This window comes from Cupriavidus sp. 05T42 (genome assembly GCF_056396345.1).
In genome coordinates this window covers 88,459-112,146 of sequence record NZ_JBFTLH010000013.1, presented here as the reverse complement: position 1 = coordinate 112,146, position 23,688 = coordinate 88,459, and the positions used below count along the sequence as shown (strand labels likewise).

At 65.1% G+C, this 23,688-nt stretch carries 30 protein-coding genes; 28 read left to right on the top strand and 2 right to left on the bottom strand.

The features are described from left to right. Positions 1 to 90 precede the first annotated feature (90 nt). The 26 genes from AC1EJR_RS18385 (at position 91) to AC1EJR_RS18260 (ending at position 20,076) form a co-directional block, all read left to right on the top strand. A complete protein-coding gene (locus AC1EJR_RS18385) occupies positions 91 to 942 on the top strand; it encodes an ABC transporter ATP-binding protein (protein ID WP_255370940.1) in 852 nt (283 codons plus the stop codon). Further along, positions 939 to 1,715 (top strand): lipid asymmetry maintenance ABC transporter permease subunit MlaE, encoded by a 777-nt coding sequence (gene mlaE, locus AC1EJR_RS18380; protein ID WP_092299321.1) that lies wholly within the window; start codon positions 939 to 941, stop codon positions 1,713 to 1,715. Before AC1EJR_RS18385 ends, mlaE begins: the two co-directional genes overlap by 4 nt. A gap of 38 nt (positions 1,716 to 1,753) precedes the next feature. Then, on the top strand, positions 1,754 to 2,308 hold the full coding sequence (gene mlaD / locus AC1EJR_RS18375; protein ID WP_092299318.1) for an outer membrane lipid asymmetry maintenance protein MlaD: 555 nt from the start codon (positions 1,754 to 1,756) through the stop codon (positions 2,306 to 2,308). Beyond that, the gene (locus AC1EJR_RS18370; RefSeq protein ID WP_477147360.1) at positions 2,305 to 3,216 is read left to right on the top strand and encodes an MlaA family lipoprotein; all 912 of its coding nucleotides are present in this window, start codon (positions 2,305 to 2,307) and stop codon (positions 3,214 to 3,216) included. The genes mlaD and AC1EJR_RS18370 overlap by 4 nt, the downstream gene beginning before the upstream one ends. 236 nt (positions 3,217 to 3,452) lie before the next feature. Continuing rightward, entirely contained in the window at positions 3,453 to 4,088 is a 636-nt protein-coding gene (locus AC1EJR_RS18365; protein ID WP_477147359.1) for an MlaC/ttg2D family ABC transporter substrate-binding protein, read from the top strand. Positions 4,089 to 4,225: 137 nt separating this feature from the next. Next, positions 4,226 to 4,528 carry an STAS domain-containing protein gene (locus AC1EJR_RS18360; protein ID WP_441593416.1) on the top strand — a complete coding sequence of 101 codons (303 nt, stop codon included), beginning with the start codon at positions 4,226 to 4,228 and terminating at the stop codon, positions 4,526 to 4,528. Positions 4,529 to 4,797: 269 nt separating this feature from the next. Further along, positions 4,798 to 5,748 (top strand): ABC transporter ATP-binding protein, encoded by a 951-nt coding sequence (locus tag AC1EJR_RS18355; RefSeq protein ID WP_092299306.1) that lies wholly within the window; start codon positions 4,798 to 4,800, stop codon positions 5,746 to 5,748. A 74-nt stretch (positions 5,749 to 5,822) separates the two neighbouring features. After that, the gene (locus AC1EJR_RS18350) at positions 5,823 to 6,593 is read left to right on the top strand and encodes an ABC transporter permease (RefSeq protein WP_369823521.1); all 771 of its coding nucleotides are present in this window, start codon (positions 5,823 to 5,825) and stop codon (positions 6,591 to 6,593) included. A gap of 44 nt (positions 6,594 to 6,637) precedes the next feature. After that, positions 6,638 to 6,889, top strand: coding sequence for a BolA family protein (locus tag AC1EJR_RS18345; protein WP_092299300.1), 252 nt, complete (start codon positions 6,638 to 6,640; stop codon positions 6,887 to 6,889). A 57-nt stretch (positions 6,890 to 6,946) separates the two neighbouring features. Continuing rightward, positions 6,947 to 8,197, top strand: a complete 1,251-nt coding sequence (gene murA / locus AC1EJR_RS18340; protein WP_092299297.1) for a UDP-N-acetylglucosamine 1-carboxyvinyltransferase — start codon at positions 6,947 to 6,949, stop codon at positions 8,195 to 8,197. A 42-nt stretch (positions 8,198 to 8,239) separates the two neighbouring features. Then, a complete protein-coding gene (hisG, locus tag AC1EJR_RS18335; RefSeq protein ID WP_477147358.1) occupies positions 8,240 to 8,914 on the top strand; it encodes an ATP phosphoribosyltransferase in 675 nt (224 codons plus the stop codon). A gap of 38 nt (positions 8,915 to 8,952) precedes the next feature. Further along, the gene (hisD, locus tag AC1EJR_RS18330; RefSeq protein ID WP_477147357.1) at positions 8,953 to 10,290 is read left to right on the top strand and encodes a histidinol dehydrogenase; all 1,338 of its coding nucleotides are present in this window, start codon (positions 8,953 to 8,955) and stop codon (positions 10,288 to 10,290) included. 39 nt (positions 10,291 to 10,329) lie between these two features. Then, positions 10,330 to 11,430 (top strand): histidinol-phosphate transaminase, encoded by a 1,101-nt coding sequence (gene hisC, locus AC1EJR_RS18325; RefSeq protein WP_092299288.1) that lies wholly within the window; start codon positions 10,330 to 10,332, stop codon positions 11,428 to 11,430. A 7-nt stretch (positions 11,431 to 11,437) separates the two neighbouring features. Beyond that, positions 11,438 to 12,025, top strand: coding sequence for an imidazoleglycerol-phosphate dehydratase HisB (gene hisB, locus AC1EJR_RS18320; protein WP_092299285.1), 588 nt, complete (start codon positions 11,438 to 11,440; stop codon positions 12,023 to 12,025). A 97-nt stretch (positions 12,026 to 12,122) separates the two neighbouring features. Further along, the gene (locus AC1EJR_RS18315; RefSeq protein WP_092299282.1) at positions 12,123 to 12,746 is read left to right on the top strand and encodes a YchE family NAAT transporter; all 624 of its coding nucleotides are present in this window, start codon (positions 12,123 to 12,125) and stop codon (positions 12,744 to 12,746) included. Next, positions 12,743 to 13,396, top strand: a complete 654-nt coding sequence (hisH, locus tag AC1EJR_RS18310; protein ID WP_177219986.1) for an imidazole glycerol phosphate synthase subunit HisH — start codon at positions 12,743 to 12,745, stop codon at positions 13,394 to 13,396. Before AC1EJR_RS18315 ends, hisH begins: the two co-directional genes overlap by 4 nt. A gap of 184 nt (positions 13,397 to 13,580) precedes the next feature. After that, positions 13,581 to 14,324, top strand: coding sequence for a 1-(5-phosphoribosyl)-5-[(5-phosphoribosylamino)methylideneamino]imidazole-4-carboxamide isomerase (gene hisA / locus AC1EJR_RS18305; RefSeq protein WP_092299279.1), 744 nt, complete (start codon positions 13,581 to 13,583; stop codon positions 14,322 to 14,324). Positions 14,325 to 14,392: 68 nt separating this feature from the next. Then, a complete protein-coding gene (gene hisF / locus AC1EJR_RS18300; protein WP_092299276.1) occupies positions 14,393 to 15,163 on the top strand; it encodes an imidazole glycerol phosphate synthase subunit HisF in 771 nt (256 codons plus the stop codon). A gap of 2 nt (positions 15,164 to 15,165) precedes the next feature. Further along, positions 15,166 to 15,567 (top strand): phosphoribosyl-AMP cyclohydrolase, encoded by a 402-nt coding sequence (hisI, locus tag AC1EJR_RS18295; protein ID WP_477147356.1) that lies wholly within the window; start codon positions 15,166 to 15,168, stop codon positions 15,565 to 15,567. A 2-nt stretch (positions 15,568 to 15,569) separates the two neighbouring features. After that, on the top strand, positions 15,570 to 15,956 hold the full coding sequence (locus AC1EJR_RS18290) for a phosphoribosyl-ATP diphosphatase (protein ID WP_477147355.1): 387 nt from the start codon (positions 15,570 to 15,572) through the stop codon (positions 15,954 to 15,956). A 72-nt stretch (positions 15,957 to 16,028) separates the two neighbouring features. Beyond that, positions 16,029 to 16,421 carry a DUF4870 family protein gene (locus AC1EJR_RS18285; RefSeq protein WP_092299268.1) on the top strand — a complete coding sequence of 131 codons (393 nt, stop codon included), beginning with the start codon at positions 16,029 to 16,031 and terminating at the stop codon, positions 16,419 to 16,421. 36 nt (positions 16,422 to 16,457) lie between these two features. Beyond that, the gene (locus tag AC1EJR_RS18280) at positions 16,458 to 16,814 is read left to right on the top strand and encodes a histidine triad nucleotide-binding protein (RefSeq protein ID WP_092299265.1); all 357 of its coding nucleotides are present in this window, start codon (positions 16,458 to 16,460) and stop codon (positions 16,812 to 16,814) included. Between the two features lie 152 nt (positions 16,815 to 16,966). Continuing rightward, positions 16,967 to 17,203, top strand: a complete 237-nt coding sequence (gene tatA / locus AC1EJR_RS18275) for a Sec-independent protein translocase subunit TatA (protein ID WP_092299262.1) — start codon at positions 16,967 to 16,969, stop codon at positions 17,201 to 17,203. 77 nt (positions 17,204 to 17,280) lie between these two features. Further along, the gene (gene tatB / locus AC1EJR_RS18270; protein WP_092299259.1) at positions 17,281 to 17,796 is read left to right on the top strand and encodes a Sec-independent protein translocase protein TatB; all 516 of its coding nucleotides are present in this window, start codon (positions 17,281 to 17,283) and stop codon (positions 17,794 to 17,796) included. 94 nt (positions 17,797 to 17,890) lie between these two features. Then, the gene (gene tatC, locus AC1EJR_RS18265; RefSeq protein WP_092299256.1) at positions 17,891 to 18,679 is read left to right on the top strand and encodes a twin-arginine translocase subunit TatC; all 789 of its coding nucleotides are present in this window, start codon (positions 17,891 to 17,893) and stop codon (positions 18,677 to 18,679) included. A 254-nt stretch (positions 18,680 to 18,933) separates the two neighbouring features. Continuing rightward, a complete protein-coding gene (locus tag AC1EJR_RS18260; RefSeq protein WP_477147354.1) occupies positions 18,934 to 20,076 on the top strand; it encodes a porin in 1,143 nt (380 codons plus the stop codon). 354 nt (positions 20,077 to 20,430) lie between these two features. On the opposite strand, the gene AC1EJR_RS18255 is transcribed toward AC1EJR_RS18260, so the two are convergent. Next, positions 20,431 to 21,624 carry a Do family serine endopeptidase gene (locus tag AC1EJR_RS18255; protein ID WP_092299249.1) on the bottom strand — a complete coding sequence of 398 codons (1,194 nt, stop codon included), beginning with the start codon at positions 21,622 to 21,624 and terminating at the stop codon, positions 20,431 to 20,433. A 20-nt stretch (positions 21,625 to 21,644) separates the two neighbouring features. Here AC1EJR_RS18255 and AC1EJR_RS18250 point away from each other — a divergent pair, with 20 nt between their 5' ends. Beyond that, positions 21,645 to 22,391 carry a Nif3-like dinuclear metal center hexameric protein gene (locus AC1EJR_RS18250; protein WP_092299246.1) on the top strand — a complete coding sequence of 249 codons (747 nt, stop codon included), beginning with the start codon at positions 21,645 to 21,647 and terminating at the stop codon, positions 22,389 to 22,391. A 25-nt stretch (positions 22,392 to 22,416) separates the two neighbouring features. On the opposite strand, the gene mscL is transcribed toward AC1EJR_RS18250, so the two are convergent. After that, complete coding sequence (mscL, locus tag AC1EJR_RS18245; RefSeq protein ID WP_092299243.1) at positions 22,417 to 22,851, bottom strand: large conductance mechanosensitive channel protein MscL; 435 nt, start codon at positions 22,849 to 22,851, stop codon at positions 22,417 to 22,419. Positions 22,852 to 23,069: 218 nt separating this feature from the next. On the opposite strand from mscL, the gene petA reads away from it, so the two are divergent. Then, complete coding sequence (gene petA, locus AC1EJR_RS18240; protein WP_092299240.1) at positions 23,070 to 23,687, top strand: ubiquinol-cytochrome c reductase iron-sulfur subunit; 618 nt, start codon at positions 23,070 to 23,072, stop codon at positions 23,685 to 23,687. Position 23,688: the final 1 nt, after the last annotated feature.

Genomic DNA, 23,688 nt, shown 5'->3' with positions numbered 1-23,688 from the left:
TCCGGACTGGAATGTAGTGGTCGCCACACAGCAACCCGCGCGTCTAGGTGGTAGCCCTTATAATGGCGCCCTGCCCAATCCGGTGCCAACGTGACCGCTACCGTACCGAACCTCCCTGCCCAGTCCCTGATCAGCCCGGACATCGTCGAACTCGCCGATGTCGATTTCGCCTATGCGGCGGGCGACAAACCGGTGCTTGCCGGCCTGTCGATGCGCTTCCCGCGCGGCAAGGTTGTGGCCGTAATGGGCGGCTCGGGCTGCGGCAAGACCACGGTCATGCGGCTGATCGGTGGCATGGTGCGCCCCTCCAGCGGGCGGGTGACCTTCAACGGCGCCGACATCGACGCCATGGACCAGTCCGGCCTCTACGCCGTGCGGCGCCAGATGGGCATGCTGTTCCAGTTTGGCGCGCTGTTCACCGACCTGTCGGTCTTCGATAATGTGGCGTTTCCGTTGCGTGAGCACACGGACCTGCCCGATTCGATGATCCGCGACCTCGTGCTGATGAAGCTCAACGCGGTGGGCCTGCGCGGCGCGCGGGACCTGATGCCCGCGCAGATCTCCGGCGGCATGGCGCGGCGGGTGGCGCTGGCGCGGGCCATTGCGCTGGACCCGGCGCTGCTGATGTATGACGAGCCGTTCGCCGGCCTCGACCCGATCTCGCTCGGCCTCACCGCCAACCTGATCCGCAGCCTCAACGACGCGCTGGGCGCCACCACGATCATCGTCTCCCATGATGTGCAGGAGACGTTCCAGATCGCCGACTACGTCTATTTCATCGCCAATGGCCGGATCGCGGCCGAGGGCGAGCCGGCCGCGCTGCGTGCCTCGACCGATCCGTTCGTGCGCCAGTTCGTCCATGCCGAGGCCGATGGCCCGGTGCCGTTCCACTACCCGGGCCCCTCGCTGGCCGAAGACTTCGCCGCCGGAGGTAGCCGTTGACCGCCTTCTTCATCAGCATCGGCGCCGCCGTGCGCAATTTCGTGGGCGGCGTCGGCCACGCCACGCGCATATTCTTCGCGCTGCTGTCGCTGTCCCCGGCGCTGCTGCGCCGGCCCCGGCTGGTCAGCGACCAGGTGTTCTTCGTCGGCAACCTGTCGCTGGTGATCATCGCCGTGTCCGGGCTGTTCGTCGGCTTCGTGCTGGGCCTGCAGGGCTATTACACGCTGAACCGCTATGGCTCCGAGCAGGCGCTCGGGCTGCTGGTGGCGTTGTCGCTGGTGCGTGAACTGGGGCCGGTGGTCTCGGCGCTGCTGTTCGCGGGGCGTGCGGGGACGTCGCTGACGGCCGAAATCGGCCTGATGAAGGCGGGCGAGCAGCTCACCGCCATGGAAATGATGGCCGTGAACCCGTTGCAGCGCGTGATTGCGCCGCGCTTCTGGGCCGGCGTGATTGCCATGCCAGTCCTGGCGGCCATCTTCAGCGCCGTGGGCATCCTGGGCGGCTATCTGGTCGGTGTGCAGCTGATCGGGGTGGACGCCGGCGCGTTCTGGTCGCAGATGCAGGGCGGCGTGGATGTGCGCGCCGACGTGCTGAATGGCGTGATCAAGAGCTTCATTTTTGGCATCGCGGTGACGTTTATCGCCTTGTACCAGGGCTTCGAGGCCAGCCCGACGCCGGAAGGCGTCTCGCGCGCCACCACGCGTACCGTGGTGATGGCCTCGCTGGCCGTGCTGGGCCTGGATTTCCTGCTGACCGCGCTGATGTTCAGCTGACGCGGCGGCAAACGAAACGCATTCGACAAGAGACTCGCATGAAGAAAAAATCACTCGACTACTGGGTGGGGCTGTTCGTGGTGGTGGGGTTTGTCGCGCTGCTGTTCCTGGCGCTCAAGGCCGGCAACATGAGCAGCTTCTCGTTCCAGGAGACCTACTCGGTCCAGGCGCAGTTCGACAACATCGGCGGGCTGAAGGCGCGCGCGCCGGTCAAGAGCGCCGGCGTGGTGGTGGGGCGCGTGGCGTCCATCCGCTTCGATGACAAGTCCTACCTGGCCACCGTCGAGCTGAACCTGGACAAGTCGTACCAGTTTCCGAAGGACACCTCGGCCAAGATCCTGACGTCCGGCCTGCTGGGCGAGCAGTACATCGGCCTCGAGGCCGGCGGCGACACCGCCATGCTGGCCCAGGGCAGCAAGATCACGATGACCCAGTCGGCTGTTGTGCTCGAAAACCTGATCGGTCAGTTCCTGTACAACAAGGCCGCCGACGCCGGCTCCGGCGGGGGTTCCGGCTCCACGGCCGCGCCTGCCGCGCCGTCTTCCGGCGCCGCCGCGCTGCCGGCCGCACCGGGCACGGAGGGCGCGAAATGAGCCGCCGTGCCAGGCATCGGCGCCCGCGGGCGCCGGGACAACTGTGTGCCGCCGCCCTTGCCGCCCTGCTGCTGGCGGGCTGCGCCACCGGCCCCGACGCCAATCCGAAGGACCCGCTCGAACCCCTGAACCGGGGCGTGCAGACGGTCAACGAACAAGTCGACAAATACGCGCTGAAGCCGGTTGCCACGGTCTACGCGGACTACGTGCCGTCGCCGGTCCGAACCGCCGTCGGCAACTTCTTCTCGAATATGTCCGATGTCTACTCGGCGGCGAACAACCTGCTGCAGGGCAAGCCATCGCGCGCGGCGGAAGACACCATGCGGGTGGCCATCAACAGCGTGCTCGGCATTGGCGGGTTGATCGACATCGCCACGCCGGCCGGGCTGCCCAAGTACAAGGAAGACTTCGGCCAGACGCTMGGCGTGTGGGGCGTGCCGGCCGGCCCGTACCTGGTGCTGCMGCTGTTCGGCCCGAGCACCGTGCGCGACACCGGCGGGATGCTGGTGGACCGCCTGATGGACCCGTCCGCCTATATCTATCCGGTGTGGGCGCGCAATACGGCCGCCGGCGTGCGTATCGTCGATGGCCGCTCGCAGTTGATGGGCGCCTCGAACCTGATCGAGGCGGCCGCGCTGGACCGCTATGCCTTCCTGCGCGATTCCTATATGCAGCGCCGCCAGTACCTGATCTACGACGGCAACCCGCCGTCCCAGGATGACCCGGACCAGGAGGGCGCTTCACCGGCCAGCCCGGTGAGCCCGACCGCCCCGTCCGACGCGGCGCCGGCCCAGGACAAGCCCGCCAGCGAAGCCCCGGCCGACCAGGGCACCCAGCCGGCCCAGCCGATGCCGCTGCCGGCCCCGAACCTGATCGGGCCGGGCGGTGCATTGCGCTTCGGCCGGTAATTGATTAGCCAGCCCAGTGCTGGCAAGGGTTCGCGGCGACTGTGCCAGCGCTGTGAGCCCTGCAACAAAGTGTTTTAAAGCGGCGCAATAGACGCTCGGATGCTAAACGTTTCCAGAGCGCCTATGTTTCAATGAATGCGCGGTCTGGCAGCTCCACGCCTGCCGCGCTGGTTACCTGGGCACCTGACGTTGTGCGTTGGCCGACGCGAAGCCCTTGATAGATAAGGATATTTACGATGCTGAAGCGACTGTTGGTCCCCTTTGTTTCTGTCTTCACCGTGCTGGCTTTCACCGGCACCGCACAGGCCCAGCAGGCCACGGACACGTCCTCGCCGGACGCGCTGGTCAAGACCGTGGTGAACGAGGTCATGGCCACCGTGCGGTCAGACAAGGACATGCAGGCCGGCAACCTCGGCAAKATCACGGCGCTGGTCGAGCAGAAGATCCTGCCGAACGCCAACTTCGGCAAAACCACGCAGATCGCCATGGGCCGCAACTGGTCGAAGGCCACGCCGGAACAGCAGAAGATCATTACCGATGAGTTCAAGACGCTGCTGATCCGTACGTATGCCGGCGCCATCGCCCAGATCCGCGACCAGCAGGTGCAGTTCCGCCCGTACCGCGGCACGGCCGAGGACACCGACGCCACGATCCGCACGCAGGTCATCAACAAGGGTGAGCCGATCCAGATGGATTACCGCCTTGAGAAGACGCCGCAGGGCTGGAAGGTTTACGACATCAATGTGCTCGGCGCGTGGCTGACCGAAGCCTACAAGGGCAGCTTCAACACGATCGTGACGCAGCAGGGCGTGGACGGTGTCATCAAGACCCTGCAGGACCGCAATCGCCAGCTGGCCAACGCCAAGAGCTGATGCGGAATCTGGTTGCGGCGCAGCACGCCGCAGCCATTCCGGTCTACAATGGCCGCTCGGCGCCGACCTGTTTCTCGTAGAAATATGCGTGGGCGCCGGGTCTCCAAACCTCTGTTTTCCCTTCTTCGATCGATCTGATGCCTGCGCTCGGCACTTCGCTGACTAACCGCAACGCCGCCGCCGTGCTGCGTGAGGGGCTGTCGCGCGTGTCCCAGGGCGACGTGGCCATCGATTGCAGCGCACTGGCGCAGGTCGATTCGGCTGCCGTGGCCGTGCTGCTGGCGTGGCAACGCGCCGCCGCCGCACAGGGTCAGACGCTGGCGCTGCATGGCGTGCCGCCACAGCTGGCCTCGCTGGCCACGCTCTACGGGGTGGACAGCCTGCTGGGCCTGCCGCCCGCGCCGATCTCCCACCCGGAACACCACCACCACCGACATTGAACCGGCATCCATGGCTGCGCGTGATTGGCGCGGCCGATGCGATGCCCCGGCGTCAGGCTGCGGCCGGCGCCGCGTCGGAACGGTAGCGGGCCAGTCGGGCCAAAGCGAGACACCCCCCGCATCCCCTATAATTCCGGGTTGTTCGTCCCCAAGTCGCCCCCAAGTGTCCTGATACGGCTCCACCAGGTGCTGCGCGGCTAACCTCAAGGACGTCCCCCCAAACTCCAGTGAGGCGGCCCGCCCAGGCGCCACTCACAAGACCATCGGCCATGAAAGCCATCGAAATTACCGATGTCCGCAAGCGCTACCGCAACCTGCAGGCGCTCAAGGGTGTCAGTTTCACCGTCGAGCGCGGCGAGTTCTTCGGCCTGCTCGGTCCCAACGGTGCCGGCAAGACCACGCTGATCTCGATCCTCGCGGGCCTGAACCGCGCCGATTCGGGCCGCGTGAGCGTGCTCGGGCACGATGTGGTGGACGACTACCGCATGGCGCGCCGCATGCTCGGCGTGGTGCCCCAGGAACTGGTTTTCGATCCGTTTTTCACGGTTCGGGAGACGTTGCGGCTGCAATCGGGCTATTTCGGCCTGACGCGCAACGACGACTGGATCGACGAAATCATGGCCAACCTGGACCTCACCAGCAAGGCGGACGCCAACATGCGCCAGTTGTCCGGCGGCATGAAGCGGCGCGTGCTGGTGGCGCAGGCGCTGGTACACCGGCCGCCCGTGATCGTGCTCGATGAACCGACCGCCGGCGTGGACGTGGAGCTGCGCCAGACGCTCTGGAAGTTCATCTCGCGCCTGAACAAGGAAGGCCACACGATCATCCTGACGACGCACTACCTCGAGGAAGCCGAGGCGCTGTGCGATCGCATCGCCATGTTGAAGTTCGGCGAGGTGGTGGCGCTGGACCGCACCAGCAGCCTGCTGACCCAGTTCGCGGGGCTGCAACTGGTGCTCACGCTGTCGCGCGGCACGCTGCCGCCGGCGCTGGAGGCGCTGCGCACCCCGTCCAACCCCGGGGAGCGCGCCCACCGGCTGCGGCTGTCCGGCTATGAAGCCGTCGAACCGATCCTGGCCGCGCTGCGCGAGGCTGGCTGCGAAGTGGAAGACATGGAAATCAGCAAGGCCGACCTCGAAGACGTGTTCGTCCAGATCATGCGCCGAGAAGGTCACATGCCGGGCGCGGTGCCTGATGCGTCGCTGGAGGCCGCGGCATGAACCAACCCATCGAGCATCTGGACAATCGCGCCTCGGAGGCGTCCGACCTGACCGAGAAGGCCCGGCTCGACACCATGGCCGTGGGCGGCTTCGTCGGCTTCCGCACGCTGCTCTATAAGGAAGTGCTGCGTTTCTGGAAGGTGGCGTTCCAGACCGTGGCCGCGCCGGTGCTGACCGCCGTGCTGTACCTGCTGATCTTCGGCCATGTGCTGGAAGACCGCGTGCGGGTGTACGACCAGATCAGCTATACCGCTTTCCTGGTGCCGGGGCTGGTGATGATGAGCATTCTCCAGAATGCGTTTGCGAACAGTTCGTCGTCGCTGATCCAGTCCAAGATCACCGGAAACCTTGTATTCATCATGCTGCCGCCGCTTTCCCACTGGGAGATGTACGGCGCCTACGTGGCGGCGTCGGTCATCCGTGGCCTGAGCGTGGGTCTGGGCGTGCTGCTGGTGACGGCGTGGTTCGCGAACCTGCATGTGTACAACGTCGGCTGGATCCTGGTCTTCGCGCTGGCCGGGGCCGGCATTCTCGGCACGCTGGGGCTGGTGGCGGGTATCTGGGCCGAAAAGTTCGACCAGCTGGCCACGTTTCAGAATTTCCTGATCATGCCGGCGACATTCCTGTCCGGCGTGTTCTATTCGATTCACTCGCTGCCGCCGTTCTGGCGGGCGGTGTCGCACGCCAACCCGTTCTTCTACATGATCGACGGGTTCCGCTACGGCTTCTTCGGCGTATCGGACGTGCCGCCGCTGCAGAGCCTGGCCGTGGTGGCCGTGTCGTTCGCGGTGCTGGCCGGGCTGGCGCTGCGGATGCTCAGCACCGGCTACAAGCTGCGCCACTGACGCTACCCCCTCACGCGATCGACACAAATTCACAAGAGACAGACATGCTGCCTACACCGGAACAAGTCAGGGAATACATTGCCCAAGGGTTGCCCTGCGACCATCTGGAAGTGGAAGGCGACGGCCAGCACTTCTTTGCCACCATCGTCAGCGCCGAGTTCGACGGCAAGCGCCTGATCCAGCGGCACCAGCGCGTCTACGCGGCGCTGGGCGACCGTATGCGCGCCGAGATCCATGCGCTGTCGATGAAGACGCTGACCCCGGCCGAATGGAAGTCCGGGTCGGGCGCCGCCTGATGTCCGTCCAGGGACACATCACGCCGCCTAACGCTGCATAACGAATACCGACACAACATGGACAAATTCCAGATCGAGGGCAACGGCCCGCTCAAAGGCGAGATCCGGGTTTCCGGCGCCAAGAATGCGGCGCTGCCGATCCTGTGCGCCAGCCTGCTGACCGCCGATGCCATCACCATCGACAACGTGCCGAACCTGCAGGACACGCGCACGATGCTCAAGCTGCTGCGCCAGATGGGCACCCGGGCCGACATTGACGGCGCCACGGCCACGCTGGCCGCCGCCGACATCAACGCGCCCGAGGCACCGTACGAGCTGGTGAAGACCATGCGCGCGTCGATCCTCGTGCTGGGGCCGCTGGTGGCGCGCTTCGGCGAGGCCCGCGTCTCCCTGCCGGGCGGCTGCGGCATCGGTGCACGGCCGGTGGACCAGCACATCAAGGGCCTGCAGGCGATGGGCGCCGACATCACCATCGAGCACGGCTTCATCCACGCCCGCGCCAGCCGCCTGAAGGGCGCGCGCGTGGTGACGGACATGATCACCGTGACCGGCACCGAGAACCTGCTGATGGCCGCCACGCTGGCCGAGGGCGAGACCGTCCTCGAAAATGCCGCGCGCGAGCCCGAGGTGACCGATCTGGCCAACCTGCTGGTGAAGATGGGGGCCAAGATCGACGGCATCGGCACCGACCGCCTGGTGGTGCAGGGCGTGGACCGCTTGCACGGCGCGCGCCACGCCGTGGTGGCCGACCGCATCGAGGCCGGCACCTTCCTCTGCGCGGCCGCGGCCACGCTGGGCGACGTGACGTTGCGCGACATCCCGCCGACCATCCTGGACGCCGTGCTGATCAAGCTGCGCGAAGCCGGCGCCACGATCGAGACCGGCGACGACTGGATCCGCCTGGCCATGCCGCGCCGCGCGCAGGCCGTGAGCTTCCGCACCTCGGAATATCCGGCCTTCCCGACCGACATGCAGGCCCAGTTCATGGCGCTCAACGCCGTGGCCGAAGGCACCGCGCGGATCACCGAGACGATCTTCGAGAACCGCTTCATGCACGTGCAGGAACTGAATCGCCTGGGCGCCAACATCACCGCCGAAGGCAACACGGCCGTGGTGACCGGCGTGCCGCGCCTGTCCGGCGCGAGCGTGATGGCGACCGACCTGCGCGCCTCGGCCGGGCTGGTGATTGGTGGCCTGGTGGCCGATGGCGAGACCGTCATCGACCGCATCTACCATCTGGACCGCGGCTACGACCGCATGGAAGCCAAGCTGTCGGCCGTGGGCGCGAAGATCCGCCGCATTGCCTGAGACGGCCCCTGAAACACTGCACGACGAATTGAAGAACGTACGATGAGCCCAGCTTTCAACGCCTCGCCCGACCAGCTTACGCTGGCGCTGTCCAAGGGCCGCATCTTTTCCGAGACGCTGCCGCTGCTGGCGGCCGCCGGCATCCACGTGACCGAGKACCCGGAGACGTCGCGCAAGCTGATCCTGCCGACGTCGGACCCGGCGGTGCGCGTGATCATCGTGCGCGCCTCGGACGTGCCGACCTACGTGCAGTACGGCGCGGCGGACTTCGGCGTGGCGGGCAAGGACGTGCTGATGGAAACCGGCATGACCGGGCTGTACGCGCCGATTGACCTGAATATCGCCCGCTGCCGCATGTCGGTGGCGGTGCCGGCCGGCTTCGACTACGCCAACGCGGTGCGCCAGGGCGCGCGGCTGGCCGTGGCCACCAAGTATGTGCAGACCGCGCGCGAGCACTTCGCCAAGAAGGGCGTGCACGTCGACCTGATCAAGCTGTACGGCTCGATGGAGCTGGGCCCGCTGGTGGGCCTGTCCGATGCCATCGTCGACCTGGTGAGCACTGGCGGCACGCTGCGCGCCAACAACCTCGTCGAAGTGGAAGAGATCGTGCAGATTTCGTCGCGGCTGGTGGTCAACCAGGCCGCGCTCAAGCTCAAGCGGGAACGGCTCACGCCGATTCTCGAAGCATTTGAACGGGCCTCGGCGGCACTCGCCTGAGGCATTGCCGCACCCGGGGACCCGTGAGGAAGGAAGTCATGACCGAAAGCGAAATGGATAACCTGTCGATACGCCGGCTGGACGCGGCGGAGCCGGGCTTCGCGCACGCGCTGCGCCAGGTGCTGGCGTTCGAGGCGTCCGAGGACGAGGCCATCGACCGTGCCGCGGMCGAGATCCTGGCCGATGTGCGCCAGCGCGGCGACGAGGCCGTGCTCGAATACACGCGCCGCTTCGACCGCCTGGAGGCGGCCTCGATGGGCGCGCTGGAGCTGTCGCAGTCCGAACTGGAAGCGGCGCTGGAAGATCTGGAGCCGAAGCGCCGCGCCGCCCTGGAGGCCGCCGCCGCGCGCGTGCGGGCCTACCACGAGAAGCAGAAGATCGAATGCGGCAGCCATAGCTGGGAATACACCGAGGCCGACGGCACGATGCTGGGCCAGAAGGTGACCCCGCTGGACCGCGTGGGCCTGTACGTGCCGGGCGGCAAGGCCGCGTATCCGTCGTCGGTGCTGATGAACGCCATTCCGGCCCGCGTGGCCGGCGTGAAGGAAGTGGTCATGGTCGTGCCCACGCCCGGCGGCGTGCGCAACGAACTGGTGCTGGCCGCCGCGCAGATCGCCGGCGTGGACCGCGTGTTCACGATCGGCGGCGCCCAGGCCGTGGGCGCGCTGGCCTACGGCACGGCTACGCTGCCGCAGGTGGACAAGATCGTCGGCCCGGGCAATGCCTACGTGGCGGCGGCCAAGCGTCGCGTGTTCGGCACGGTCGGCATCGACATGATCGCCGGGCCGTCCGAGATCCTGGTGATCTGCGACGGCACCACCGACCCGGACTGGGTGGCGATGGACCTGTTCTCGCAGGCCGAGCACGACGAGCTGGCACAGTCGATCCTGCTGTGCCCGGACGCCGACTACCTGAACCGCGTGGAGGCGAGCATCCGCCGCCAGCTGCCGACCATGCCGCGCCGCGAGGTGATCCATGCCTCCCTGACGGGCCGKGGCGCGCTGATCAAGGTGCGCGATATGGAAGAGGCGTGCGAGATCGCCAACGCCATCGCCCCGGAACACCTGGAGATCTCCGCCGAGAATCCGCGCCAGTGGAGCGAGAAGATCCGCCACGCCGGCGCCATCTTCCTGGGCCGCTATACCAGCGAGTCGCTGGGCGACTACTGCGCGGGCCCGAACCACGTGCTGCCGACCTCGCGCACGGCGCGCTTCTCGTCGCCGCTGGGCGTGTACGACTTCCAGAAGCGCTCGAGCCTGATCGAGGTCAGCGAAGCCGGCGCCCAGATGCTGGGCCAGATCGCCGCCGAACTTGCCTATGGCGAGGGCCTCCAGGCCCACGCCCGCAGTGCGGAATACCGTTTCAAGCGCGGCTGATGTCAGTGCGCGCAACGCTTTGAACCAAAAGGACTTTTCATGTCGGCCGTAGACCCTTCCCTGATCGAACGCATCATCCGTGACGACGTACGCGCCATGGGCGCCTACCACGTGGCGGACTCGCACGGTCTGGTGAAGCTGGACGCCATGGAGAATCCGTACCGCCTGCCGCCCGTGCTGCGCGACCAGCTGGCCGCGCGGCTAGGCGAGGTGGCGCTGAACCGCTACCCGGTGCCGAGCAGCGAGGCGCTGCGCGCCCGGCTGCGCGACGTCATGGACGTGCCGGCCGGCATGGACGTGCTGCTGGGCAACGGTTCGGACGAGATCATCAGCATGCTGTCGCTGGCCGCCGCGCGCCCCGGCGCCAAGGTGCTGGCCCCGGTGCCCGGTTTCGTCATGTATGCGATGTCGGCGCAGTTCGCCGGGCTGGCGTTCGTCGGCGTGCCGCTGCGCGCCGATTTCACGCTGGACCGCGCCGCGATGCTGGCCGCCATGGCCGAGCACAAGCCGGCCATCATCTATCTCGCCTACCCGAACAACCCCACCGGCAACCTGTTCGATGCGGCCGACATGGAGGCCATCGTCCGTGCCGCCCAGGGCGAGGTCTGCCACAGCCTGGTGGTGGTGGACGAGGCCTACCAGCCGTTCGCCCAGGAAAGCTGGATGCCGCGCCTGACCGAATTCGGCAACCTGCTGGTCATGCGCACGGTGTCGAAACTTGGCCTGGCCGGGATCCGCCTCGGCTACGTGGCCGGCGCGCCCGAGTGGCTGGCGCAGCTGGACAAGGTGCGCCCGCCGTACAACGTCAACGTGCTGACCGAGGCCACCGCGCTGTTCGCGCTCGAACATGTGGATGTGCTCGACGAGCAGGCGGCCCAGCTGCGTGCCGAGCGCGGCCGGCTGGCCGAGGCCATGGCCGCCCAGCCGGGCGTGACGGTGTTCCCGAGCGCCGCCAACTTCCTGTTGATCCGCGTGACGGATGCAGCACAGACGTTCGACCGACTGCTCGCGCGGAAGGTATTGATCAAGAACGTGAGTAAAATGCACGCATTGCTGGCCAACTGTCTGCGCGTGACGGTCAGCACACCCGAAGAAAACGCGCAGTTTCTTGAAGCATTTGCTGCTTCATTGCAGGATTAACCCCACCATGCGTGTAGCAGAGGTCACCCGCGATACCTCGGAAACGCAGATCCGCGTTTCGCTGAATCTTGATGGCACCGGTCGCCAGAAGCTGGCCACCGGCGTGCCGTTCCTCGACCACATGCTGGACCAGATCGCCCGCCATGGCATGGTCGACCTCGAGGTCGAGGCCCGTGGCGACCTGCATATCGACGACCACCATACGGTGGAAGACGTCGGCATCACGCTCGGCCAGGCCGTGGCCAAGGCGATCGGCGACAAGAAGGGCATCACCCGCTACGGCCACAGCTATGTGCCGCTGGATGAGTGCCTGTCGCGCGTGGTGATCGACTTCTCGGGCCGCCCGGGCCTGGAATTCCACGTGCCGTTCACCCGTGCCCGCGTGGGCAGCTTCGACGTGGACCTGACCATCGAATTTTTCCGAGGTTTCGTCAATCACGCCGGCGTGACGCTCCATATCGACAACCTGCGCGGCATCAATGCCCACCATCAATGCGAAACGGTGTTCAAAGCCTTCGGGCGGGCCCTGCGCATGGCGGTGGAGCTTGACCCGCGCGCGGGCAACACGATTCCATCGACAAAAGGGACGCTTTAAGGCATAAGGCGAGGGGCCCGCTGCCGGGCCCGACCCGAACCTGCAGGCGTGCCGGCCGGTTGCGGCGCCCGCTGACGCTCACCCGACCCCGCAACCGATGGATACGCTCAAGTCCTTTATCTCGCTGCTGGCGCTGATCAATCCGATCGGGGCGATCCCGTTCTTCATCAGCCTGACCAGTCAGCAGACGGAAGCGGAAAAGCTGCGTACCATCAAGACGGCGTCGATGTCGGTGGCGATCGTGGTGGCGGTTTCGGCGCTGCTGGGGCAGCAGATCATCGAGTTCTTCAATATCTCGGTGGCGTCGTTGCAGGTGGGTGGCGGGCTGATCATGATCATGATGGCCATGAACATGCTGAACGCGCAGACCAGCCGCACCAAGGCCACGCCCGAGGAAGAGGACGAGGCTGACGCCAAGGCAAGCATCGCGGTGGTGCCGCTGGCGATTCCGCTGCTGACCGGGCCAGGGTCCATCAGCACGGTGATTGTCTATGCCGGCAAGTCCGCGCACTGGTGGCAGTCGCTGGTGCTGGTGGGGATTGGCGTGTTGCTGGGGGCCGTGGTGTACCTGACGTTCCGCGCGGCGGACCCCATCGCACGGGTKATGGGGCGCACCGGGATCAATATTGGCACGCGTCTGATGGGTTTGATCCTGTCGGCGCTGGCCGTCGAGTTCATTGTGGACGGGCTGAAGACATTGTTGCCTGTTTTGAAATCATGACTACCATAGCAATTGTGGATTACGGCATGGGCAACCTGCGCTCGGTGGCGCAGGCGTTGCGCGCCGCGGCACCGGAAGCGGATGTCCAGGTGGTGGATCGGCCCGAGGCCATCCGCGCGGCGGACCGCGTGGTGCTGCCGGGGCAGGGCGCCATGCCCGACTGCATGGGCGCGCTGGGCGCATCCGGGTTGCAGGAGGCCGTGCTGGAGGCGGCCGCGAGCAAGCCGATGCTCGGCGTGTGCGTTGGCGAACAGATGCTGTTCGACCGTAGCACCGAAAGTCGCACTGGCAACGCGGCCACGCCGTGCCTGGCACTGATGCCGGGCGAAGTGGTCCGTTTCGAGCTGGAAGGGCTGACGCAGCCCGACGGCTCGCGCTTCAAGGTGCCGCAAATGGGCTGGAACCGCGTGCGGCAGTCGCGCGCGCACCCGCTCTGGCAGGGCATTCCGGACGATAGCTGGTTCTATTTCGTCCACAGTTACTATGTGCGCGCGCAGGATGCGTCGCACATCGCGGGCGAAACCGACTACGGCGGCGTGTTTACCAGCGCGGTGGCACGCGATAATATTTTCGCCACGCAGTTCCACCCGGAGAAGAGCGCCGCGATGGGTTTGCAGCTTTACCGGAATTTCGTGCACTGGAATCCGTAACGCGCCGAGAAGCGCGTGAGAAGCACCCGAGAACCGAAGCGCCCCGATACTGACCAGCGATCGTTCAGAGCCACCGACCAGACTGCGCATCCAACTGCCAAACTGACATGACCTGAGCCCACCGGCGCTCGCGCCGGCATCGCTGCCTTTTTCCTTTTACACAACCACCACGCTCGTCACGCTTATGTTGCTCATTCCGGCCATCGACCTGAAGGACGGTCAGTGTGTACGCCTCAAACAAGGCGACATGGACCAGGCCACCGTCTTTTCCGAAGATCCCGCCGCCATGGCACGTCACTGGGTCAACCAGGGCGCGCGTCGCCTGCATCTGGTCGACCTCAACGGCGCATTTGTCGGCAAGCCCCGCAACGAGGCCGCCATCAAGGCCATCATCGCCGAGGTGGGCGACGAGATCCCCGTCCAGTTGGGCGGCGGCATCCGCGACCTCAACACCATCGAGCGCTGGCTCGATGACGGGCTGTCGTACGTCATCATCGGCACCGCGGCGGTMAAGAACCCCGGCTTCCTGAAGGACGCCTGCTCGGCCTTCGGCGGCCACATCATCGTCGGCCTCGATGCCAAGGACGGCAAGGTCGCCACCGACGGCTGGAGCAAGCTGACCGGCCACGAAGTGGCGGATCTGGCACGCAAGTACGAGGACTACGGCGTCGAAGCCATCATCTACACCGATATCGGCCGCGACGGCATGCTGCAGGGCATCAATATCGACGCCACGGTGAAGCTGGCCCAGTCCATGTCGATCCCGGTGATCGCCAGCGGCGGGCTGTCCAACCTGACCGACATCGAGCAACTGTGCGCGGTGGAGCGCGAAGGCGTGGAAGGCGTGATCTGCGGCCGTGCCATCTACTCGGGCGACCTCAACTTCACCGAGGCGCAGGCGCGCGCGGACAAGCTGGGCGAAGAGTAAGCCGCCCCGGCGCGGGTGCGCCGGGCAACACGCCGCCACCCGGCAAGGGGCGGGCGGCAAGGAAACCCATGTTAGCCAAACGTATCATCCCCTGCCTGGACGTGACCAACGGGCGGGTGGTCAAGGGGGTMAACTTCGTCGAACTCCGCGACGCGGGCGACCCGGTCGAGATCGCGCGCCGATACGACGAGCAAGGTGCCGATGAAATCACTTTTCTCGACATCACCGCGACCAGCGACGGCCGCGACCTGATCCTCCACATCATCGAGGCTGTGGCTTCGCAGGTGTTCATTCCGCTGACCGTGGGTGGCGGCGTGCGCGCCGTGGAAGACGTGCGCCGGCTGCTCAATGCCGGGGCGGACAAGATCAGCGTGAATTCCTCGGCCATCGCCAATCCGCAACTGGTATCCGATGCCACGGGCAAGTACGGCTCGCAGTGCATCGTGGTGGCCATCGACGCCAAGCGCAGTTCCGCGCCGGGCGAGCCGCCGCGCTGGGAAGTCTTCACGCACGGCGGCCGCAAGGCCACCGGCCTGGACGCCGTGGCATGGGCGAAGGAAATGGCCACGCGCGGTGCCGGCGAGATCCTGCTGACCAGCATGGATCGCGACGGCACCAAGAGCGGTTTCGACCTCGAACTGACCCGCGCGGTCAGCGACGCGGTGCCGGTGCCGGTGATCGCCTCGGGCGGCGTGGGCGGCCTGCAGGACCTGGCCGACGGCATCCGCCTGGGCCACGCCGACGCCGTGCTGGCGGCCAGCATCTTCCACTATGGCCAGCACACGGTAGGTGAGGCCAAGGCATTCATGGCCCGCGAGGGCATTCCCGTCCGGATGTGATCATGGCGAAGAAGTGGCTGAACAAGGTGAAGTGGGACGACAACGGCCTGGTGCCGGTGATCGTCCAGGAAGTCGGCTCGAACKATGTGCTGATGTTCGCGTTCATGAACCGCGAGGCGCTCCAGCGCACCGTGGAGCTGGGCGAGGCCGTGTTCTGGTCGCGCTCGCGCAAGCGGCTCTGGCACAAGGGCGAGGAATCGGGCCACGTGCAGAAGGTCCATGAGATGCGTCTGGATTGCGACGAGGACGTGGTGCTCCTGAAGGTGACGCAGGTGGACAGCATCGCCTGCCACACGGGCCGTCACTCGTGCTTCTTCCAGAAATTCGAGGGCGATGTGGAGTCGGGCGACTGGCAGACCGTGGAGCCGGTGCTCAAGGACCCCTCCACCATCTACGCCAAATAACCATGAGCGACACCCCGAACCCCGCCGTCCCGGCAGATCTGGCCGACGTGCTGGCGCGCGTGGCCGCCACGCTCGAGTCCCGCAAGCCCGAGAACGGCGGCGATCCGGACAAATCCTACGTGGCCAAGCTGTTCCAGAAGGGCGACGACGCCATCCTGAAGAAGATTGGCGAGGAAGCGACCGAGACCGTGATGGCCGCCAAGGACGCGCGCGCCGCCGGCCTGAGCGCCGAGGCCACCGGCAAGGTGGTCTACKAGGTGGCCGACCTGTGGTTCCACACCATGGTGCTGCTGTCCCGCTTCGGGCTGAGCCCGGCGGACGTGGTGGGCGAACTGGCGCGGCGCGAGGGACTTTCCGGCCTGGCCGAGAAGGCGAGCCGCAAGGCGTAGCATAATGCGCATGTGGGCGCGGGAATCGTCCCGCGCCGCGCGCAATGCACGCAACGGACGCTGGAGGGCACGATGGCGACTGACACCACCACGCAAGTCACGACCACGGCTGAGGACGACAGGCTGAGCAGCCTGCGCAAGCTCACGCATATCCTGTATGCGCTCTACGCCATTTTTTGGCTGACGGGCGGGATCACGGCGCTGATCGCGATCGTGGTGAACTACGTGAAGCGCGACGATACGCGCGGCACGCTGTATGCCTCGCACTTCGCCTGGCAGATCCGCACGTTCTGGTGGTCGATCCTCTGGTTCGCGCTGAGCTGGGTCCTGTTCTTCACGATTTTGCTGGCGCCGGTAGCCTGGGTGATGTGGTGCGTGTTGTCACTATGGATGCTGTATCGTATCGTCAAGGGTTGGCTGTATCTGAACGATCGCAAGCCCATGTATCCGGACCAGCAGTTCTGAGAACGCGACGATCCGACATCACGCAACAAAAACGTCATGAAATCTCAGGACAATTGCATTTTCTGCAAGATCGTGGCCGGGCAGATCCCGTCGAACAAGCTGTACGAAGACAACGAACTGCTCGCGTTTCACGACATCCATCCCAAAGCGCCGGTACACTTCCTGCTAATTCCGAAGACTCACGTCGATTCGCTGGCGGATTGCGGACCCGGCGATGGGGATGTGCTTGCTAGAATAATGCTCAAGGTGCCTGAACTGGCGCGCCAGGCCGGCTGCGATAACGGCTTCCGGACGGTGATCAACACCGGTCCGGACGGCGGGCAGGAGGTCTACCACCTTCATGTCCACGTGCTCGGCGGCCCGCGCGAACAGTGGAAGGCACCGGCGCCCTGAGCAATCGGGGCAGCCAGGGTATCAGCGGACCGGGACTCGCGTCCCGGCCACGTGCTGCGTCGGCAACCGTCGCCCGACGCGGCCTTTGAGGGACGGAACTACGGGGCCGGGCGGCCAATCTCCATCGCCCGCGGCTTCATCAGGAGCAAGAAATGGGTTCGTTTAGCATTTGGCACTGGCTGATCGTGCTGGTCATCGTCATGCTCGTGTTCGGCACCAAGAAGCTGCGCAATATCGGCACCGACCTGGGTGGCGCGGTCAAGGGCTTCAAGGATGGCATGAAGGACGGCAATGGCAACGCGGCCGAGGAGCCGGGTGCCCCGGCCAAGGAACTGCGCGATACCACCACGATCGACGTGGAAGCGAAGGACAAGTCGCGTCAGCAGTAAGCCGAATTGCCTGAATTCCTCATGGCGGCCGCGTTCGCGTCGGCCCGCCCCTCTCGTGTCCCTGGCTCCATGTCCGCATGATCGATCTCGGCATTTCCAAGCTGGCACTGATAGGCGCCGTGGCGCTCATCGTGATCGGTCCCGAACGGCTGCCCAAGGTGGCACGCACAGTGGGCGCGCTCGTCGGGCGCGCGCAGCGCTATATCAATGATGTGAAGGCGGAAGTCAGCCGCGAGGTGGAGTTGGACGAACTGCGCAAGATGCGCACGGAGTTCGAAGACGCCGCGCGCGATGTCGAGCGCACGATCCACAAGGAAGTGAACGAGCAGTCCCAGGCGCTGAACGAAGCCCTGGGCGGCACCGACACAGCGGCTTCCGACACCGGCAGCCCCGGCGTGGGTGGCGGCTACGTGCCGAGCTGGGACGCCGCGCACAAGTCGCACAACGGACGCAAGAGCTGGCGCGTCAAGCAGGGCGCGCGGCCGATCTGGTTCAAGCGCCAGCAGAACATGCGCGTGTGGGTGCAGTCAGGCGCCGCGCGCGTGAAGCGGCATCGCCCGCCCACCGGACGCTCCCGCTCGTTCTTCGAGTAACCATGCCGTGCAGCGCCGTCCCGCCGCCGTGCAGGCTGGCGGCGGCCGCCACGATAACTACGATGCCAGCCAGCACGGCTGAAGCGGCTACGCCATGAGCGACTCCCCCTCCCAAGACCCCAACGACGAAACCCAGCAGGAAACCTTCATCTCCCACCTGATCGAGCTGCGCGAGCGGTTGGTCAAGGCGGTGGCGGGGGTCATCATCGTCTTCCTCAGCCTGATCTACTGGGCGCCGCAGATCTTCAACCTGTTCTCCGCGCCGCTGATGGAATCGCTGCCGAAGGGCGGCAGGATGATCGTGACCGATGTCACCGGCTCGTTCTTCGTACCGATGAAGGTGACGATGCTCGTGGCGTTCCTGATCGCGCTGCCGTGGGTGCTCTACCAGGTCTGGCAGTTCGTGGCGCCGGGCCTGTATCAGCATGAGAAGAAACTGATCATGCCGCTGGTGAGCAGCAGCTACCTGCTGTTCCTGTGCGGTGTGGCGTTTGCCTATTTCCTCGTGTTTCCCACCGTGTTCCATTTCATGGCGCATTACAACGCGCCATTGGGTGCGGACATGTCCACGGACATCGATAAATACCTGAGTTTCGCCATGACGACGTTCCTGGCGTTCGGTATTACCTTCGAGGTGCCCGTGGTGGTCATCGTCCTCGTGCGATTTGGTGTGGTGGAACTCGAGAAACTGAAGCAGATCCGCCCGTATGTGATCGTCGGGGCCTTCATCGTCGCCGCCGTGGTGACGCCGCCCGATGTGATGTCGCAGTTGCTGCTCGCCGTGCCGCTGATCGCGCTATACGAATTGGGCCTGTTGCTCGCCCGATTTGTGACCAAGCAGCCKCTTGGTACGCCCGCGCCGGGCGAAAACCCCGCCGACTGAGTTCCCCGGTACTTGTAACGGAGATGTTTCTGCCACGTCCGAATGGGCGGTTTTGCACCAACATGGGGAAAAATGCTGCATTTGTTGTTGCTTGATGACAACAAACCACGTTGGTAAACCGTGTTTACGGCGAAAAAGTCTTCTGGCGGGGAGGGGGGGTGTCACATAATACGACGCAGACGTGAAGGTTAATGCGTCGCCCAAGCACTTGGGCAACCAAGATTTCCCAATCAGTTGACAAGGAAAGTGTCGATATGAAGATGAAACTGTTTGCAGCTGCCGTTGCCGCCATGGCCGCCGGTGGCGCGTATGCCCAATCGAGCGTAACCCTGTACGGTGTGGTTGACGCTGGTATCGAGTACCAGAACCACCAGCCGAACGTGGCTGGTAGCCACGACGTTGTGCGCCTGACCTCGGGCAACATGTCCGGCAGCCGTTGGGGCCTGCGTGGCGTGGAAGATCTGGGCGGCGGCCTGAAGGGCGTGTTCGTTCTGGAAAGCGGTTTCAACGTTGACACCGGTACGTCGGGCCAAGGTGGCCGTCTGTTCGGTCGTCAAGCGTTCGTTGGTCTGCAAAGCAACTACGGCACGCTGTCGCTGGGCCGTCACCAGACCCMGTTCTATGACTTCGGTCTGGCCTTCGACCCGATGGCCATCTCGACGAACTACTCGATCACGTCGCAAGACGCTGGTTTCAGCAGCCGCGCCGACAACTCGCTGAAGTACATCGGCAAGTTCGGTGGCCTGACCGCCTCGCTGCTGTACAGCACGGGCGCCAACACGGTTGGTACGGCTAACGCCTACACCGGCGTTGCTGGCGAAGTTCCGGGCTCGTACAAGACCGGCCGTGAGTACAGCGCAAGCCTGATCTACGCAGGCGGCCCGTTCTCGATCGGTGCTGTGTTCGACGAAACCAACCTGGGCAACCCGACGGGTGTGGGCATCGACACGACGCGCGCCAAGATCCAACGCGCTTCGCTGGCTGGTACGTACGCTTTCGGTCCGGCTAAGGTGTTCGCTGGCTACCGCTACGCGCACGCCCTGTCGAACGCTCGTCTGCCGGGCGGTACGCTGGCAAACGGTACGGTCGACGCCAACGTGTCGAACCTGTACTGGCTGGGCATGGGTTACCAGCTGACCCCGGCTCTGTCGCTGACGGGCGCCGCTTACTACCAAGACTTCCGTTCGTCGGGTGCTGATCCGTGGAGCTTCGTGGCTTCGGCTGACTACGCCTTCTCGAAGCGCACTGACGCTTACCTGAACGTGGCCTACACGAAGAACAAGGACGGCTCGACCCTCGGTCTGGGTAGCTCGGGCGCTGCTGGTTCGGGCTTCGGCACGACCAACGGCTCGGCTAACCAGTTCGGCGCTGTGGTTGGTGTGCGTCACAAGTTCTAATTTGACGCGGGTGTAAGCCCGCATCAGATTCGGCTTGATTCAAAACGCCGGCATCCGAAAGGATGTCGGCGTTTTGTTTTGTGGTGTGGGATGGGGTGGTGGTTGATAGCATGCCAGGTGCCCTGGCTTGATCGGCATGTCCCGTAAGGCCCCCCTACCTGGGAGCTGTGCGACGCGCGCTGCACGGCCTGCTCGTGGCTTGCAGCGGTCAGCCGGAGGTGCCCTCGGCGCCCGATCTCGACAATCGGCCATCGACCCACACGCCCCAACAAAAAAACCCCGCCGGCTACCCGGCGGGGTTTTTACATTCAGGCTACCTAGTCCTTCAGCTTCCGATCGACCTTCCAGCCAGTCCTACTCTTCCTCATCCAGCGGCATTGCGCGCCGTGGCGGGGGAGGGCGCTTCCCGATGGTMACCGTGACCTCGGCCGGCTTGCCACGCCGGATCACCTTCATCTTGGCCTCGGCCCCCGGTTTGAGCTGCGCAATCGCATTGAGCAGCGCGGTGGTATCGGAGATCACCTGGTTATCGACCGACACCAGCACATCGCCCGGCTTCACGCCAGCCTTGTCCGCCGGTCCGCCCTGGACTACGGCGGCAATCAGCGCGCCATCCTTGGCATCGAGCCCAAACGACTCGGCGATCTCGGGTGTCAGGTCCTGCGGCTCCACGCCGATCCAGCCGCGCGTGACCGTGCCGGAGGAGATGATCGATTCCATCACTTGCTTGGCCGTCGAGACAGGAATCGCGAAGCCAATCCCCAGCGAGCCACCCGAGCGCGAGTAGATCGCCGTGTTGATCCCGAGCAGGTTGCCCTGTGCGTCAACCAGCGCACCGCCCGAGTTGCCGGGGTTGATCGCCGCGTCGGTCTGGATGAAGTTCTCGAACGTGTTGATGCCCAGGTGGCTGCGGCCCAGCGCCGAGACGATACCCATCGTCACAGTCTGGCCGACCCCGAACGGATTGCCGATGGCCAGCACCACGTCGCCGACCTTCACATTCTCGATCCGGCCCAGCGTGATCGCCGGCAGGTCCTTGAGCGTGACCTTGAGCACGGCCAGGTCGGTTTCCGGGTCGGAACCCACGACCTTGGCGTTGGCCTTGCGCCCATCGGTCAGGGCGATCTCGATTTCGTCGGCGCCGTCCACCACGTGGTGGTTGGTTAGAATATAACCCTCGGCGCTGACGATTACGCCCGAGCCCAGGCTGGACACCGGTTCCTGGCGCTCCGGCAGCCGGTCGCCAAAGAAGAACCGGAACCAAGGATCCTCGGTTTGTGGATTGGGCGACCGCCGCGAGCCGTTCTTGCTCGTGAAGATATTCACCACCGCAGGCATGGCCTGGCGCGCCGCGTCACTATAAGAGCCCTCGGCCGCGGAACCCGTCACACTCGGCACCACTTCCTTCAGTGCCACGATTGGTGAGCCTGATTGCACGGCCACCCGCCCGCGCTGCAGCCACTCGGGTTTCAGCGTGGCCACGACGAACCACACGGCCAGCACCACGGTGACAGCCTGGGCGAAAAACAGCCAGAATCGGCGCAACATATTGGAGTTTTGAGCAGAAAATGAAAACAAAAGAGCTTGAATTGTACTTGAACGATCTACTGGAAGTTTCCCGTTTCAAGGACTATTGCCCGAACGGCCTCCAAGTGCAAGGTAGATCGGAGGTCACCCACGTCGTCACCGGCGTGACGGCCAGCCTGGCCCTCGTCGAAGCGGCGATCGAGGCCGGCGCCGACGCCATCCTGGTCCATCACGGCTATTTCTGGAAAAACGAGGATGCCCGGGTCATCGGCCAGAAGCATGCGCGCCTGAAACGGCTGCTTGGCGCCGACGTCAACCTGATGGCTTTCCACCTGCCGCTCGATAACCATCCCGAGCTGGGCAACAATGCGCAGCTTGGCCTGCAGCTCGGCTTCATGCCGAACGGCCGTTTCAGCGACGATCAACTGGGTTGGACCGGTACACTGCCGCAGCCGATGCCGCTGCACGCGCTGGCCGCGCATGTCGGTGCGGTGCTCCAGCGCGAGCCGCTGGCGATTGGCGACCCCGATCAGATGATTCGCAAGGTGGGCTGGTGTACGGGCGGTGCGCAGGGCTATTTCGACGCAGCCGTAGCGGCTGGCGTCGATGTGTACCTGAGCGGAGAGGTGTCGGAGCAGACCACCCACCTCGCGCGCGAGAGCGGCGTGGCCTACCTGGCCGCCGGTCATCACGCCACGGAACGCTACGGCATCCGCGCGGTGGGCGAGCATCTGGCGCAGCGTTTCGGGCTGCGCCATACCTTCATCGATATTCCGAACCCGGTCTGAGCCGGGCTCCGGGCGTGGCGCGCGGTCAGGCGCGCGGCGTCTTCAGGCTGTCGCGGATCTCGCGCAGCAGCACGATATCCTCGGGCGTGGCGGCCGGCGTGGCCGGCTCCTCGTGCTTCGCGGCCATCCGGTTGAAGGCGCGGACCATCAAGAAGATGATGAAGGCGAGGATGACGAAGTTCACCACGATGGTGAGAAAGTTGCCGTAAGCGAAGACCGGCACGCCGGCCTTCTTCAGTGCATCGAGGGTATGCGGCACGCCGGGAGGCGGGTCCGCAAGCACGACGAACATGTTCGAGAAGTCCAGTTTGCCGATGATGCGGCCGATCACTGGCATGATCAGGTCGTTGACGACGGAATCCACGATCTTGCCGAAAGCTGCGCCGATGATCACGCCGACGGCGAGATCAATCACGTTGCCGCGCATCGCAAAAGTACGGAATTCGCTGATCATGCTCATTGGTTATTCTCCGCTTTGTTGTTTCAGATTAACGTTTGCGTTTGACACAGACTGCATCATCGCACCCCTGAGCGCAAGCCCGCGGGCGGGATTCGCGCTGCCATGACCGATTATCGACCAGTCGGCTATCGGTAGTTCGCMTATCGTCGAGGGATGTGCCTMAGGTATAATTTTTGGTTGACGCAAGATCTAATTGATGACATCCCCTGGGGTTTGGAATGAGTGACCAGCAAAACGTGAAGAACGTGGACAAAGGTCGCCGCAATTGGTTGATCGCGACATCTGTCGCGGGCGGCGTAGGAGGCGTAGCAGTAGCAGTGCCCTTTGTCAGTACCTTTGCACCGTCGGAGAAGGCCAAAGCCGCCGGGGCACCTGTCGAGGCCGATGTCGGTGGCCTCAAGCCCGGCGAGATGATGACCGTGGAATGGCGTGGCAAGCCGGTCTGGATTCTTCGTCGCACCCCTGAAATGCTGGCCTCGCTCCAGAAAACCGATAGCGAGGTGGCTGATCCCAAGTCCGCTGTGCCATTCACGATGGAGACGCCGGACTACGCCAAAAACGAAACCCGCTCCCGTGCCGAGCACAAGGACCTGCTGGTGGTCGTCGGCATTTGTTCCCACCTTGGCTGCTCGCCGTCCGGTCCGTTCGTGTCTGGCGCCAACCCCCAGCTCGGCGCCGATCCCGGCTTCCTCTGCCCTTGCCACGGCTCGACGTTCGACCTGGCGGGCCGCGTGTTCAAGAACAAGCCGGCCCCGCAGAACCTTGACGTCCCCCCGTACCAGTTCCTGTCCGACACCAAGATCGTGATCGGCAAGGACGAGAAAGGAGAAGCCTGAT